The sequence below is a fragment of the Kribbella sp. CCNWLW201 genome (assembly GCF_037203805.1).
GTDB lineage: Bacteria > Actinomycetota > Actinomycetes > Propionibacteriales > Kribbellaceae > Kribbella.
The window spans coordinates 859772-873848 of sequence record NZ_JBBCBQ010000002.1 but is presented as its reverse complement, the minus strand read 5'-3'; the positions used below and the strand labels follow the sequence as shown (position 1 = coordinate 873848).

15 protein-coding genes and 1 pseudogene are annotated in these 14077 nt (G+C 69.1%); 7 read left to right on the top strand and 9 right to left on the bottom strand.

What is annotated here, in order from left to right; all coding sequences use genetic code 11:
• Positions 1-71 precede the first annotated feature (71 nt).
• The 4 genes from purS to purL are packed head-to-tail and all read left to right on the top strand — an operon-like array spanning position 72 to position 5311.
• A complete protein-coding gene (purS, locus tag V9K99_RS13955; protein ID WP_141855837.1) occupies positions 72-323 on the top strand; it encodes a phosphoribosylformylglycinamidine synthase subunit PurS in 252 nt (83 codons plus the stop codon).
• Positions 320-991 (top strand): phosphoribosylformylglycinamidine synthase subunit PurQ, encoded by a 672-nt coding sequence (purQ, locus tag V9K99_RS13950; protein WP_337001539.1) that lies wholly within the window; start codon positions 320-322, stop codon positions 989-991. Before purS ends, purQ begins: the two co-directional genes overlap by 4 nt.
• On the top strand, positions 991-3048 hold the full coding sequence (locus tag V9K99_RS13945; protein ID WP_337001541.1) for a hypothetical protein: 2058 nt from the start codon (positions 991-993) through the stop codon (positions 3046-3048). Before purQ ends, V9K99_RS13945 begins: the two co-directional genes overlap by 1 nt.
• Position 3049: 1 nt before the next feature.
• Positions 3050-5311: a phosphoribosylformylglycinamidine synthase subunit PurL gene (gene purL / locus V9K99_RS13940; protein WP_337001543.1), complete on the top strand. Its 2262-nt coding sequence runs from the start codon at positions 3050-3052 to the stop codon at positions 5309-5311.
• A 38-nt stretch (positions 5312-5349) separates the two neighbouring features.
• On the opposite strand, the gene V9K99_RS13935 is transcribed toward purL, so the two are convergent.
• The 4 genes from V9K99_RS13935 to V9K99_RS13920 are packed head-to-tail and all read right to left on the bottom strand — an operon-like array spanning position 5350 to position 7775.
• On the bottom strand, positions 5350-5706 hold the full coding sequence (locus V9K99_RS13935; protein ID WP_337001545.1) for a hypothetical protein: 357 nt from the start codon (positions 5704-5706) through the stop codon (positions 5350-5352).
• Entirely contained in the window at positions 5703-5948 is a 246-nt protein-coding gene (locus V9K99_RS13930; protein ID WP_337001547.1) for a hypothetical protein, read from the bottom strand. Before V9K99_RS13930 ends, V9K99_RS13935 begins: the two co-directional genes overlap by 4 nt.
• Positions 5949-5950: 2 nt before the next feature.
• Positions 5951-7459, bottom strand: coding sequence for a C2 family cysteine protease (locus tag V9K99_RS13925; protein WP_337001549.1), 1509 nt, complete (start codon positions 7457-7459; stop codon positions 5951-5953).
• A 7-nt stretch (positions 7460-7466) separates the two neighbouring features.
• The gene (locus V9K99_RS13920; protein ID WP_337001551.1) at positions 7467-7775 is read right to left on the bottom strand and encodes a hypothetical protein; all 309 of its coding nucleotides are present in this window, start codon (positions 7773-7775) and stop codon (positions 7467-7469) included.
• Between the two features lie 117 nt (positions 7776-7892).
• On the opposite strand from V9K99_RS13920, the gene V9K99_RS13915 reads away from it, so the two are divergent.
• Positions 7893-8384, top strand: a complete 492-nt coding sequence (locus V9K99_RS13915; protein ID WP_337001553.1) for a DUF1707 SHOCT-like domain-containing protein — start codon at positions 7893-7895, stop codon at positions 8382-8384.
• A gap of 1 nt (position 8385) precedes the next feature.
• Here V9K99_RS13915 and V9K99_RS13910 read toward each other — a convergent pair whose 3' ends face one another.
• Together V9K99_RS13910 and V9K99_RS13905 are read right to left on the bottom strand one after the other, a co-directional pair.
• Positions 8386-9234 (bottom strand): hypothetical protein, encoded by an 849-nt coding sequence (locus V9K99_RS13910; protein ID WP_337001555.1) that lies wholly within the window; start codon positions 9232-9234, stop codon positions 8386-8388.
• The gene (locus V9K99_RS13905; RefSeq protein ID WP_337001557.1) at positions 9221-9835 is read right to left on the bottom strand and encodes an RNA polymerase sigma factor; all 615 of its coding nucleotides are present in this window, start codon (positions 9833-9835) and stop codon (positions 9221-9223) included. The genes V9K99_RS13910 and V9K99_RS13905 overlap by 14 nt, the downstream gene beginning before the upstream one ends.
• 112 nt (positions 9836-9947) lie before the next feature.
• Here V9K99_RS13905 and V9K99_RS13900 point away from each other — a divergent pair, with 112 nt between their 5' ends.
• Together V9K99_RS13900 and V9K99_RS13895 are read left to right on the top strand one after the other, a co-directional pair.
• On the top strand, positions 9948-10496 hold the full coding sequence (locus tag V9K99_RS13900) for a GNAT family N-acetyltransferase (protein ID WP_337001559.1): 549 nt from the start codon (positions 9948-9950) through the stop codon (positions 10494-10496).
• Positions 10493-11146 (top strand): hypothetical protein, encoded by a 654-nt coding sequence (locus V9K99_RS13895; RefSeq protein ID WP_337001561.1) that lies wholly within the window; start codon positions 10493-10495, stop codon positions 11144-11146. The genes V9K99_RS13900 and V9K99_RS13895 overlap by 4 nt, the downstream gene beginning before the upstream one ends.
• Here V9K99_RS13895 and V9K99_RS13890 read toward each other — a convergent pair.
• From V9K99_RS13890 to dhaL, 3 genes and pseudogenes are all read right to left on the bottom strand, one after another.
• On the bottom strand, positions 11128-12990 hold the full coding sequence (locus V9K99_RS13890; RefSeq protein WP_337336394.1) for an HPr family phosphocarrier protein: 1863 nt from the start codon (positions 12988-12990) through the stop codon (positions 11128-11130). The two genes, V9K99_RS13895 and V9K99_RS13890, sit on opposite strands and share 19 nt — an antisense overlap.
• Positions 12991-13044: 54 nt before the next feature.
• Positions 13045-13455, bottom strand: a pseudogene (gene dhaM / locus V9K99_RS13885) (dihydroxyacetone kinase phosphoryl donor subunit DhaM); the annotation flags it as partial.
• Complete coding sequence (gene dhaL / locus V9K99_RS13880) at positions 13452-14075, bottom strand: dihydroxyacetone kinase subunit DhaL (protein WP_337002317.1); 624 nt, start codon at positions 14073-14075, stop codon at positions 13452-13454. The gene dhaL and the pseudogene dhaM, both read right to left, overlap by 4 nt.
• Positions 14076-14077: the final 2 nt, after the last annotated feature.

Here is a 14077-nt window from a genome sequence, read left to right as displayed (position 1 = left end):
CGATGCGGGGGAACTGGGGATCGGTCGGTAGGATTCAGGGCGTCACCCCGGAACGAGACCTGGAGTAGTCAGTGGCTCGCGTTGTCGTCGACGTCATGCTCAAGCCCGAGATCCTCGACCCGCAGGGCAAGGCGGTGCACGGCGCGTTCGGCCGGCTCGGCTTCGACGGCGTGGCCGATGTCCGTCAGGGCAAGCGGTTCGAGATCACCCTGGACGGCGAGGCGACCGAGGAGCGGGTCGCCGAGATCCGCAAGGCTGCCGACACGCTGCTGGCCAACCCCGTGATCGAGGACTACGCCCTGCACGTGGAGAACGACCAGTGAAGATCGGCGTCGTCACCTTCCCGGGCTCGCTGGACGACGCCGACGCCCGGCGCGCGGCCGCGGTGGCCGGCGCCGAGCCGGTCGCGCTCTGGCACGCCGACGCCGACCTGCACGGGGTGGACGCGGTCGTCCTGCCGGGCGGGTTCTCGTACGGCGACTACCTCCGCGCCGGCGCCATCTCCCGGTTCGCGCCGGTGATGGAGACGATCATCAAGAAGGCGGGCGAGGGCCTCCCGGTGCTCGGGATCTGCAACGGCTTCCAGGTGCTGTGTGAGTCGCATCTGCTGCCCGGCGCGCTGATCAAGAACCACCACCGCAAGTTCCTCTGCAAGGACCAGCCGCTGCGGATCGAGAACAACCGCACCGCGTGGACGTCCGACTACGACGCCAACCACGAGATCACCATCGTGGTCAAGAACCAGGACGGTTCGTACGTCGCCGACGAGGCCACCCTGGACCGGCTGGAGGGCGAGGGCCTGGTCGTCGCCCGCTACCTGGACGAGAACCCGAATGGCTCGTACCGCGACATCGCCGGCATCAGCAACGAGCGCGGCAACGTGGTCGGCCTGATGCCGCACCCGGAGCACTGCGTCGAGACCCTGACCGGCCCGACCACCGACGGCCTGGGCTTCTTCACCTCGGTGCTGAAGGCCGTCGTCGCCTCCTGATGAAGTCGACCAGGGTGCGGCAGCTCCTGCTCCGCACCCTCCTACTCACCGCGGCGGTCCTGTTCGTCACCACCGGTACGGCGGCCGCCCAGCCGAGCAGCCTGCTGGCCAAGGTCGTGGTCATCGGCGTACCCGGCCTGACCTGGAACGACGTCAAGGCCTCACCCGAGCTGACCGCGCTGGTGAACCAGTCCCACGTCGGCTCGATCACGGTGAAGACGGCCGGCCCGCACACCTGCCCGGTCGACGGCTGGCTGACGATCAGCGCGGGCACCCGGGCGTGGGGCAGCGTGGCCGACCAGCCCTGCGGTGAGCTGCCCGCTGTGGCCGACGGCAAGGTCGCAGACTGGCAGACGTACGTCGACCGCCAGGCAGAGCACCACACCGGCGCACCCATCGGCCGCCTCGGCCAGACCGGCTACAAGATCTGCGGCTTCGGCCCAGGTGCTGCGGTCGCACTGGCCCGCACGGACGGCTCGGTGACCAACTGGCAGCCCGAGTTCTCCGCGTCCAGGCTGGCCAGCCCGGACTGCGGTGACGCAATTGTCGACGCAGGCGCGATGCCACCGAGGGAAGGCCGTGACGAGGCCCGCAAGAGGGTCGCTGACCTCGTCGCACAGGCCAGAGCGGCCGACGGCTGGGTCCTGCTGGTCGGGATCAGCCAGACCATGGCCAACGAGCACCAGCAACCACTGGTGGCCCTGCAACTCCCGCCGGACGACGGACCGCGCTGGCTGACCAGTGACAGCACCCGCCGACCCGGTCTGGTCCAGCTGACCGACGTCACCGCGACCATCCTGAAGGAGCGGAACGTCGCCGACGTCGACCCGGCCGGCGCCGAGAAGGCCGGCCCGCTGGACGGCAACGAGATCCACTTCACCGGGGACCGGCACACCGATGCGGCCGCCGTGATCGAGGACCGGCTCGACACCAATCAGCGGTTCGAGCAGCCGCGGCCGATGCTGGTCGCGGTCTCGATGACGATCCTGGCCGCGGAACTGATCGCCCTCGCCTGGTTCGTGATCACGCGCAGCCCGCGGTCCCGTCGTACCTTCGTCTTCACGTTGTTGACGCAGGGCGGGTTCTTCATCGCCGTCTTCCTGTCCACGGCGACCATGTGGTGGCGGTGGCCGGCACCGGGATTCTCCTTGTACTGCGTGGTCATCGGCATCAGCGCACTGCTCGCGGCGGTGGCCCAGATCGCCTTGAAACGCTATGCGTTCCTGGGGATCCTGCTGGCGGCGTACGTGATCTTGCTGGTGGACGGCGTACTGGGGACACCCCTGCAGTTCGGCAGCATGTTCACCGACGGGCCGGTGATCGGCGGACGGTTCTACGGCTTCGGTAACTCCACTTTTGCCACGCTGGCGGTCGCCGCGCTGGTCACGGCGGGCTGGGCGGCGCAGAAGCTCATCGACCAGAGCAGGAAGCACGCTGCGCTCGCTGTGCTCGGCATCGGCGGCGCTGCGATCGTCGTGGACGGCAGACCGGGCTGGGGGACGGACTTCGGTGGCATCCTCGCGCTGACACCCGCCGTACTGCTCATGGCCTGGCTGACCTGGCGTGGCAGCATCACCTGGCGCGCACTGCTCGGTGTGGGCGCGGCCGGCGTGGCGGCGGTGTCCGCGGTCGCCTTCCTCGACTACCTGCGGCCGGAGGACGAGCGGAGTCACTTCGGTACGTTCGTGGCCAGGCTGCTGGACGGCGACGTGAGCGATGTTCTGATCCGCAAGCTCGAGATGGCTGTGCAGTTCTTCGCCGGCCCGTCCGGCTGGGCCATGCTGGTCGGTGTGGTGCTGGCCATGCTTGCCACCGTGCTCCCGGACCGGGTGCCGTCAGAGAAGTACCGGGCCTTCTACACGAGTCTGCCGATGGTCCGGCCGACCCTGCTCGCGCTGTCGACCTGTGGCCTGGTCGGCATGCTGCTGAACGACGCCGGCGTCGCACTGCCCGCGATCATGACCGGCTTCACCCTTCCACTCTTGGTGGCCCACCTCGTGGCCTCCGAACAGCCCGCTACCGTTTCACCTGAGTCCCACCTAGTGCAGGAGTCCTAACGTGTCCACCGACACCGTCAGCAACGCCAGTAGCACCCCTGACGTCGAGCAGCCGTGGGCCGAGCTCGGCCTGAAGCCGGACGAGTACCAGCGGATCCGCGACATCCTGGACCGGCGGCCGACCAGCTGCGAGCTGGCGATGTACTCCGTGATGTGGAGCGAGCACTGCTCGTACAAGTCGTCCAAGGTGCATCTGCGCAGGTTCGGCGAGATCCCGCAGGAGACGCCGGCCGGGAAGATGCTGGCCGGGATCGGTGAGAACGCCGGGGTGATCGACATCGGCGAGGGCTACGCGGTCACGTTCAAGGTGGAGTCGCACAACCACCCGTCGTACGTCGAGCCGTACCAGGGCGCGGCGACCGGGGTCGGCGGTATCGTCCGCGACATCCTGGCGATGGGAGCCCGCCCGGTCGCGGTGATGGACCCGCTGCGGTTCGGCCCGCTGGACGCGCCCGACACCAAGCGGGTACTGCCCGGGATCGTGTCCGGCGTCGGCGGCTACGGCAACAGCCTGGGCCTGCCCAACGTCGGCGGTGAGGTCGTCTTCGACCCGACGTACCTGGGTAACCCGCTGGTCAACGCGCTTTGCGTCGGCGTGATGCGGCATGAGGACCTGCACCTGGCGAATGCGACCGGGATCGGCAACCAGATCATCCTGTACGGCGCCAAGACCGGTGGCGACGGGATCGGCGGGGTGTCGGTGCTGGCCAGCGAGACGTTCGCGGAAGGCGGCCCGACCAAGCGGCCGGCGGTCCAGGTCGGCGACCCGTTCATGGAGAAGCTGCTGATCGAGTGCACGCTCGAGCTGTTCGCCGCGAACGTGGTCGAGGGCATCCAGGACCTCGGCGGTGCCGGCCTGTCCTGTGCCACCTCGGAGCTGGCCAGCGCGGGTGACGGCGGGATGTTCGTGTCGCTCGACAAAGTGCCGCTGCGGGACGCCTCGCTCGCTCCGGAGGAGATCCTGATGAGCGAGTCGCAGGAGCGGATGATGGCGGTCGTCACGCCGGCGAACGTCGAGGCGTTCCTGAAGATCTGCGCGAAGTGGGACGTGCAGGCGGACGTGATCGGTGAGGTCACCGACACCGGCCGGCTGCAGATCGACTGGCACGGTGAGCGGGTGGTCGACGTACCGCCGCGGACCGTCGCCCACGAGGGCCCGGTGTACGAGCGGCCCTACGCCCGTCCGGACTGGCAGGACGAGCTGCAGGCCGACGGCGCGGAGAAGTTGCCGCGGGCAACCACGGGCGCGGAGTTGCGGGACACGCTGCTGAAGCTGGTCGCGTCGCCGAACCTGTGCGACAAGTCCTGGGTGACGGATCAGTACGACCGGTACGTGCTGGGCAACTCGGTGCTCGCGCAGCCCGAGGACAGCGGGATGATCCGGGTCGACGAGACGAGCGGCCTCGGGGTCGCGGTGTCGACCGACTGCAACGGACGGTTCGCCAAGCTGGACCCGTACACCGGCGCCAAGCTGGCGCTGGCCGAGTCCTACCGGAACGTGGCGACCACGGGCGCTCGGCCGGCCGCTGTGACGGACTGCCTGAACTTCGGCTCGCCCGAGGACCCGGCGGTGATGTGGCAGTTCGCGGAGGCGATCCGCGGGCTGGTCGACGGGTGCATCGAGCTCGGTATCCCGGTCACCGGCGGCAACGTGTCCTTCTACAACCAGACCGGCGACACCCCGATCCTGCCGACGCCGGTGGTCGGCGTACTCGGCGTGATCGACGACGTCACCCGTCGTACTACGATCGGTTTCACGGCCGAGATGGAGGGCCACCAACTGTACCTGCTCGGTGAGACCGAGGAGGAGCTGTCCGGCTCGGAGTGGGCGCACGTCATCCACGGTCACCTGGGTGGCCGCCCGCCGGCGGTGGACCTGGCCGCCGAGCAGCAGTTGGCCGACATCCTGATCAACGCGTCGCGGGACGGCCTGATCGACGCCGCGCACGACGTCAGCGACGGCGGGGTCGCTCAGACCCTGGTCGAGTCGGCCCTGCGTGGTGGTGTCGGGGCTCGCGTCTGGGCGCCGGACGGGCTGGACCCGTTCCTGTTCCTGTTCGCGGAGTCGGCCGGCCGTGCGGTGGTCGCCGTACCGCGCACCGAAGAGGTCCGGTTCACCGACATGTGCACCGCGCGTCGGTTCCCGCACGCCAAGATCGGTGTCATCACCGGTGACACCCTCGACGTCCAGGACCAGTTCGAGCTGCCGCTGACCGAGCTCCGCACGGCCTGGACCGCGACCCTCCCGGCCGCCCTGAACTGAGTACGACGGCCCCCGGCGTCCACCGGGGGCCGTACAGGTCAGCTCTTGGCGAGCTGAACGCGGTCGGAGCAGATCTCGACCACGGAGTACTTCGTTGCCTTCACTGTGACCGTCCCACCGACGCTGACGTCGGCCGCGGTGGGCTCGCCCGCCGCGGTGCCGAGCAGCGACAGACGTGCGGTCGGCGGGGTGGCGTCCAGGTGCGTCTCCTGGAGTACGGCGCGGCCGCCGGACGGCAGGTTGACCGGGCCGGACGACAGCACGTGCGTGCTGTCCGGGGTGTCCTTGCCGACGCAGCTGGGCGGGGGCGTCGGGGTGGACTCGGTCTTGTCGTCACTGCCTGAGCAGGCGGTGACGGTTGCGAGCAGGAGGACCAGGACACCTGCGGTCTTCACGGTTGTTCCTCCAGCTCGACGTACCGCCGGGGTGGTCCGGCGATCGAGTTCACCTTCCACCGCTTGCCGCCGATCTCGCACTCGACGCCCGGCGTGAGGTCGTATCCCGCCACCCACTCGCCGTCGCTGTGCACGGTCAGCCGCGCCTTCTCGGTGTCGATGTCCGCCAGGCCGATCAGGAGCTCATGGCCGTCGGCGGTGATCCGATACGGCACGCTTTGCCGGATCCGCCAGGTCTCCATCGTCAGTTCCCCTTGATCTGCAGCGACTGAGCGTCGTCGAACATGTCCTCGAACTCATCCTGGGTGACCGTGACCGTGGGCGAGTCAGGACCCCACGGGTTACCCAGCACGATCTTGCCATCCGGGGTGAACTCCTTGACGTAGTACACGTGCCGGGTGACGTAGGCGTCCTTCTGCTCCTGGGACCAGTTGTCCGGTACGCCGTCCTTGTCGCTGTTCGAGGCGACGATGACCGGGTGGCCCGAGTCGTAGGCCTCCTTGACGTCGTCGTAGTTCGTGCCGATGCCTTCGGAGTCCTGGCCGGTCACGTACGGCGGCGCCTGCTCGGTGTAGTCCCACTCGATCGCGCCGTACGTGCCCTGCTCCGACTTGTCGTAGGCGTCGTTGCCTTCCTTGCCGTCCGGCGCTCCGCCCTCGTCACCCTCGTAGGCGATCGCGAAGGCCTTCTCGTAGTACGCCGCCCAGGTCGAGCCGTCACCGTGCGCGCCGACCGGGTTGCCGTTCTCGTCCAGCGGCAGCTCGCGGTTCATCGTCACCCAGCGCTGGTTGCCGTCGGCGTCCCAGACTCGCACCGAGATCGTCCCGTTCGGGTTCTCCTTGATGCCCTCGCGGATGAAGTCCGGGTCGCGCTGCGCGGTCGCCGTCAGCGACGCGATGTACCAGCAGTCGCCCATCTGGCCCTGGTAGACGTCCTCGCCCAGCGGCTTGTTCGTGAACAGCGGGTCGGACGGCAGACCGTAGTGCATGCCGTTGGTGGCCTTGCCGGTCTGGTCGTTGAACTTGTCCAGGTACACGTCGGTCGAGTCGAAACCGGGCTGCAGCCAGGGGAAGGCCGCCAGCAGCTTCTCCTGGTTCTCGGGGGAGGCCTTCGCCAGCAGCGCGCTGGCGAACTCGATCCGCTCGCCGACCGGCAGGCCGTTGTCGCCCATCCACAGGAAGCCGGCCGAGCCGGTGGCCTCCATCTGCTTGCGCAGGCTCTCCAGCTCCTCCGGCTTCGCCGCGTTCAGGAACATGTCGAGCTCGGCCGACGTCAGCCCCTTCAGCTTGTCCGCGACCGACTGCAGGTCGTCGCGGTTGCCGTTCATGCCGGTGTCCTTGTCCTGCATGTCGCGCAGCGCCTCGAGCGCCTCGTTGACCTTCTCCGGGTCCGGCGGCGGCTCGTCGACGAACACCAGCGACGGATCGACGGTGCCCTTGCAGGCGTCCTGGAGCTCCTTGCACTTCTCCAGGTGGTTCGCCCGGCGGTCGATGCTGCCGGCCATGTCCTCGAGCGGCCCGGCCAGGTTGCCCGGCGGCGCGAAGGTGATCCCACCGAAGAAACCGATGCTGCCGAGCTGGACCGCGGCCAGCTGGTCGCTGTTCGTCACCGGCTTGCCGTTCAGGTGGCTCGCGGCGTCGTCGAGCACCTTCTTCACATCGCTGTGCAGCCTGGAGGAGGCACCGGCGACCTTGCGCAGGTCGTTGGCCAGCCCGCGGACCCGGGGCAGGTCGAATCCAACGTATGTGTTCATCTCGTCCTTACTTCGGGGCCGCGTCGGCTTCGGACTCGAGTCGTTCGGCCTCACGGATCCACGCGTCAGCACTCGCGGTCAGGTCCGCGGCGAGGTTGCGGACGGTCTTCTGGTCCTTCTGCAGCCGCTGGGTCGAGTCCTTCGCATACGGCCCGTGCCATACGTCGTCGGCGGTGGCGGACTTCACCGGCTGGTCCATATGGGTGCCGAGTGGACCGGCCAGGGTCTTCGCCCGGCCTGCTGCCTCCCGCAGTGCGGCAGCGCGCTTCTTCATCGCCTCCGGCGTCTCCGCACCGGGCTCGTCCGGTCGTGCCACAGTCCGTGACTCCTCTCGTCCGGCAGAACGCTATCCGGCAAAAGGGTCCTCCCAGCACTCTCCCCAGCCCAACTGGAGTGGTCTGGCACACTCGGAGTGGACGGGTGAGGTGAGGGCATGGCGGAGCGGCGGGCTGGGAAGCCGGCGGTGGGTGAGCTGATGGGGCTGGCGGCTGCCGCGGGGCAGGAGGCTCGGGTCGCGGCGGCCCGGCGGCGGGCGGCGAATATCCGGCTGACCGACGAGGAGCGCCGGATCTGCACCGACGACCTGGCCGAGCAGTTCGCGGTCGGGCGGCTGGACGAGGACGAGTTGCACTCGCGGGTCGACCGGCTGAACGACGCCGTCACCCATGGGGATCTGCAGCCGATCTTCGCCGGTCTGCCGGCGCCGTCGCTGTACAAGGTGGAGCCGCGCAAGCCGGGCCGCTGGCGGTGGGCCGCGTTCGCCGGTGCGGTCTGGCTGGCCGCGCCGTTCTTCCTGACCGGGCTGGTGTTCCTGGTCTTCGGCCGGGAGATCGCCGCCGCGATCTTCGGCCTGCCCGCTCTGGTCTGGATCTTTGTCGCGTACCGGTGGGCGGCCGGCAAGACCAAACGGTCCCGCCGGCCTTGACCTACTTCTCCGGGGTGGCGGCCACGAACAGGCTGACCTCATCGGGTGCGTACGGCGTCGCGTCGTGGACGTACCAGCCGGCCGGAGCCGAGTCGCTGGAGTCCAGGTGTGGGGTCGATCCGCTCAGGTAGTGATGCACCTTGACGCCACGGGCCTCGATCAGGGGCAGGACCTCCGCGACCGTCTTGTTCTTGATCGCCAGCCCGGCCAGCGCCTCGCCCTTCTCGGTCGCCGACGAGGACATGTGCTGGTACGCCTCGCCCGGCTTCGCGGCTCGGCCGAAGTCGACCACCGTCTCGCCGTCGTAGTCCTTCGGCAACTCCAGACCGGCCTGGCAGCCGGGGTCCGCCGCGTTCAGCGTGCCTGGGCACTTCTCACCGGGCTCGAGCCACCGGAGCTGGTCCATGTCGCTCTCGTTCCGGCCGCTGTAGCTGACCATGGTGCCGACCGACGGTGGGCTGACCGGGATCATCCTGACCGTGATGTCCAGGCCCATCCGCTTGAAGTCGGCGTTGTACCGCTTCGGGTCCGCGTTCGGGTCGACCACGCGGACGATCAGTTTGTCGCCCTGCGCGGTGAAGGAGAGCGCCTGCGGCTGGTTCTGACCGGGCCGGTTCACCAGGGTCGCGGCGACCACGCCGGCGATCAGCAGGCCGGCCGCGGCGGCCATGAGTAGGCGGGGTCGCCGGACCGGGCGTCGGCCGGGTGCGCCATCGACGACCGGAGCCGGGGTGTGCTCGCTGGTGACGTTCTCGGCCAGCTGGGCCCAGGCCGACTCGCTGATCGGGTCCTCGGTGTGGATGGTGGGGGCGAGGCCGCGTACGGCGGCGTCGATGTCATGCGTCTTCATGTGAAGTCTCTCCTCTGAGGGCGACCAGGTTCCGGTTCGCCAGCGGGGCGGTGAGCAGCTTGGCGAACCGCTTCCGGGCGCGGTGCAGCCTGATCCGTACGGCGTTGTTCGAGATGCCGAGCACCGTCGCGATCTGGGCGGTGTCGAGTTCTTCCCAGGCCACCAGCGACAGCAGTTCGCGGTCCTGCTCCGGCAGGGCGCGGAACGCCCGGGCGGCCGGGGTGTCGTCCGGCAACGCGGCATCCGTCGTCTCCAGGTCGCTGAGCTCCTGGCGGAGCTTCGTGGCCAGTGCGTGCCGTCGGCCCTCACCTCTGCGGTGATTGGCCAGCACTCTGCGTGCCACGCCGTACAGCCATGGTCTGGTCTGGTTGCCGGGTGGTACGTCGTCCAGCCGTCGCCAGGCCACCAGGAACGTGTCGGCGAGCAGGTCGGCGGCGTCGTGGCCGCTGTCGGTCCGGCGGCGCAGGTAGCCGAGTACGGCCTCCCGGTGCGCGCCGAACACCTCTTCGAACCGCTCACGGCGTCCGTCTGGTGGTGGGTGGTCGTGCACGACTCCCTCACTCACCGGCCCCGGCCGGGCCTCGATCGGTGTCTGCGTCATACCCAACAGATGTCCGGCACCCTCCCCGCCCATTTCACCCCAGCCATGTTGCGGTTGCCCGAAGGGTCAATGTGGTTTCGATGACCTCCAACGCTTGAACTAGCCTGCTGGTATGGAGGCCAAGCAGCGGTTGGCGGTGGCGGGGGACGCTGCGGAGATTGCCGAGTTGATGCGGGCGTCGGTGCGGACTCTGTTCCCGGCGTACTACGACGACGTGCAGACGGCCAGCGCAGTGCAGTACATCGGAGTCCTGGACCAGACGCTGATCGACGACGGCACGTACTACGTGCACGAGGCGGACGGCGAGATCGTCGCGTGCGGTGGGTGGAGCCGGCGCAACAAGCTGTTCAACGCCAGTACGGCGGGCGCCGACGAGCGACTCCTGGACCCGGCGACCGAGCCGGCCCGGATCCGGGCGATGTTCGTCCGCGGCGACTGGACCCGGCGGGGACTCGGCCGGGCGATCCTGAACGCCTGTGTCGACGCGGCCAGGGCCGAGGGGTTCACCCAGCTCGCGCTGATGGCGACACTGCCCGGCGTACCGCTCTACCGGGCCTTCGGGTTCACCGAGGTCGAGACCGCCGAGCTGACCCTGCCGGACGGCGTGGTGCTCGGCGGTGTAGCTATGGAACGCCCTATCGACGAGGAGAAGACCACATGACAGCAGGCACCACTGTCCTCGCACCGGATGGGACCGAGGTCGTCCTCGGTGAGATCGGTACGCGTGTCCTGCTGAAGAACTCGCGGGTCCGCGTCTGGGAGGTCTCCCTCGCGCCCGGTGAGGCCCAGGGCTGGCACCTGCACCACAACCCGTACGTCGTGCTGTGCCTGTCCACCTCCCCGTGTCACATGGACTGGCTGGACGGCAGTCCGGCGCGGTACCTCAACGAGACCGTGGGCGGCTCGGTCTACCGGCCGGTGTCGCCGGTCCACATGCTCACCAACGACGGGGAGTCGCTGTACCTCAACCGGCTGATCGAGGTGCTCGACCTCGGTGAAGAGGCGTCCGGCGATCCGTACTTCGTGATCGAGGGTGTCCCGGCCGACGCCGGGTTCGAGCAGGTCGGTGAGGTCCCTGCCAAGGTGGTCGTCGATGAGGCCGACGTACGCGTCCAGCACGTCACACCGGACGCGGGGGAGTCCTACACGTGGCACACCGGCGCGTACCCGGCGCTGGTGGTCGACCTCGACCTGGACCACCCGGACGTGACGTATCTGGAGCCGGGCCAGAGCTACACGCTCCCTGCCAAGCCCACTCGCACGTCCGGCTTCAACCTGGTCGAGTTGCTGTACTACCGCCGTACCAACTGACGTACCTCGGCAGCGTCGCGAGCTCCGAGCACTGCGGCAGTTGGCACCTGAGTGAGGTCTGTTTGCCGGAGTAGTGCCTTGACCAGTGGGATCTGCGGACCAACCGCGCTGAGCTCCTGCACACCAAGCGCTGCCAGCAGTACGGCGCTCTGCGGGTCGCTGGCCAGATCACCACACACGGCGACCCGCACACCGGCCTTGCGTACGACGTGGTCGATCAACTGCAGTACGGCGGGATCCAGGCCGTCAGCCAGGGGAGCGACGGCGGAGTTGGTGCGGTCCGCGGCGGTCGTGTACTGCGTGAGGTCGTTGGTGCCGATACTGACGAAGTCGAGGCCCACGGCAAGCGTCTCGATCCGGAGTGCGGCGGCCGGGACCTCGACCATGATGCCGACCTCCAGCCCGTCCGGCCGCGGCCCGAGTTCGTCGAGCGCCCACGCGACCTCGTCGGCGGTCGTCACCATCGGGAACATCACGTGGACGGGGGTTTCCACGGCAACGCAGCGGATCGCTTCGAGCTGATCCCGCAGCAACTCCGGCCGGCGCCGGAAGACACGGAGACCGCGCTCGCCCAGGAACGGGTTCGCCTCGCGGTCCTGCGGCAGGAACGGCAGCGGCTTGTCGCCACCGATGTCCCAGGTGCGGATCGTGATCGGCTTCCCGTCCAGCGCCGCTGCGATCGCCCGGAACCGCTCGACCTGCTCATCGACGGTCGGAGCGGTACGCCGGTCGCCGAAGAGCACCTCGGTCCGCACGAGACCGGACCCGTCCGCCCCGCGCGCATCGACCGCGTCCTGCACCGAGCCGACATTGACGAGTACGTCGATCGTCCGGCCGTCCACGGTTGTCGCAGGTCGACCGGCGTCGGCCAGGGCCTGCCCTCTCTCCGTCACCCGTTCAGTGATCGTCGCCCGGACGGCCTCCTCATCCGGCGACACGTTGAAGGACCCGGAGCGCGCATCGAAGGCGACGGTCGCTCCGGTAGGCACCTCGACGTCGCCGATCCCGGTGATCAACGGGATCCCTCGAGACCGCGCCACGATGACACCGTGCCCGGTCGTCCCGGCCGCGCGCACCGCGACTCCGGCGATCTGGACAGCGTCGAGTGTGGCGGCGGTGGCCGCATCCAGTTCGGGCACGACGAGGATGCCGCCGGCCGCAGCCGGTTCTTCGGCGGTAGCACCAGTCAGCGCACGCAGCACACGATCACGCACGCTACGGACGTCCTGTGCGCGTTCCCGCTGGTACGCGTCGTCCAGTCCCTCGAACGTCGCCGCCAGTTCGTCGTACGTCTGCTTCCACGCGTCCGGGGCGGACGAGCCCGCGGAGATCGCTGTGGAGATGGCGTCGAGTGGGGTGCGGTCGTTCAGCAGCGCGAGGTGCGCGTCGAAGAATTCGCCGTGATCCGGGCTGATGTCCCGGAGGTGTTCGAGCTCGACGGCTGCTGTCGACAGGGCGTCGTCCAGCCGGCCTCGTTCGTCGTGTCCGGGTGTGTACCCGCTCAGGTCCACCTCGGCGTCGACCACGACCGCCGGTCCGATGGCGACGTCCAGTCCAGAACCGCTGGCCGGCTGAGGGACCTCTGCCGTGGGTGTGTCACCGAAGTCCTGGGCGGCCAGGTCGTTGATTGCGGCAAGCACCTCGGTGGCCTGCGGGCCGGAGGCGCCGACCTGGAGGCGGTGACCCGGCAACGCGTTGAGCGTGGCGACCATGCTCAGGCTCGCGGCGTCGACCGGCCCGCGACCAGTGTCCAGGTCGGTCAGCGTGACTGCGGCATCGAAGGAGTTGACCAAGGCGACGAGTCGCGCAGCCGGCCGCGCATGCAAGCCGTGCTCGTTGCTCACCGCAACTTCCAGCGTCTGGTCAGCGACTGCCGCCGCAGTGGATTCGACGGGTGTCGCGTCGCCGAGATGGTCCTGCTTGGCCACCAATCCACGGTTGGCCTCGGCAACGACCGCGTCGAGGGATGCGCCGGTCGACGCGGTGACGACCGCCGCCACCAGCCCTTCTACCAACGGCGCGCTGGACAGTCGCACCCGCTCAGCCAGCGAGGGATCGACGAACTCCAGCGCCATCTCAGCACTCAGCACCGCACTGCCCAGATCGAGCAGCACGAGTACGCCGTCGGGACTGTCAGCCGCCGTGATCGCCTCGGAGACCGCCATCGCGTCGGTGCCGAACGTCTTCTCGTCCAGCCCGGCCGCCACCGCGATCACCGGACGGTTGTCCTCAGCAACCATCTCGGCGGCGAGCCCGACCGCAGCGATCGCCAGCGCGTGGCTGTGCGACACCACCACGATCCCGATCATGCGAGTGTGCGCGCGGCCGACTCCAGCAGCAGTGTGGTGCTCGTCGCGCCCGGATCCTGATGCCCGGCGCTCCGCTCACCGAGGTAGCTCGCGCGACCCTTCCGGGCGACCAGCGGCACCGTCGCATCGCGGCCCTTCGCGGCTGCCTCCGCCGCCGAGTTCAGCGCACCGGCGAGATCCGATCCGCCCGCGACGGCAGCGTCGTACGCGTCCAGGGCCGGTGCCCAGGCGTCGTACATGGTCTTGTCGCCGAGCTCCGGCTTCCCGCGCGCGAGGATGCCGCCGACGCCGGCCTTGAACGCCTCGCCGATCACCTCCGGGGTGATCGGCGAAACACCGGCGAGCGCGGTCCCGAACCGCAGGAAGAACGTCCCGTACAGCGGCCCACTCGCTCCGCCGACCTTGCTGACCAGCGTCATCCCGGCCTTCTTCAGCAGCTCGTCGGCCGACTCGAACGTGGACTCGTCCAGCAGCGCGACGATCGCCTGGAACCCGCGATCCATGTTCGCGCCATGGTCCGCATCCCCGATCGCCGAGTCCAGCTCAGTCAGGTACGACGCATTGTCGTGCAAGGTGCTCGCGGCATCGCGAAGCCAGCCCTCGAAGTTCTGTACTCCCATGC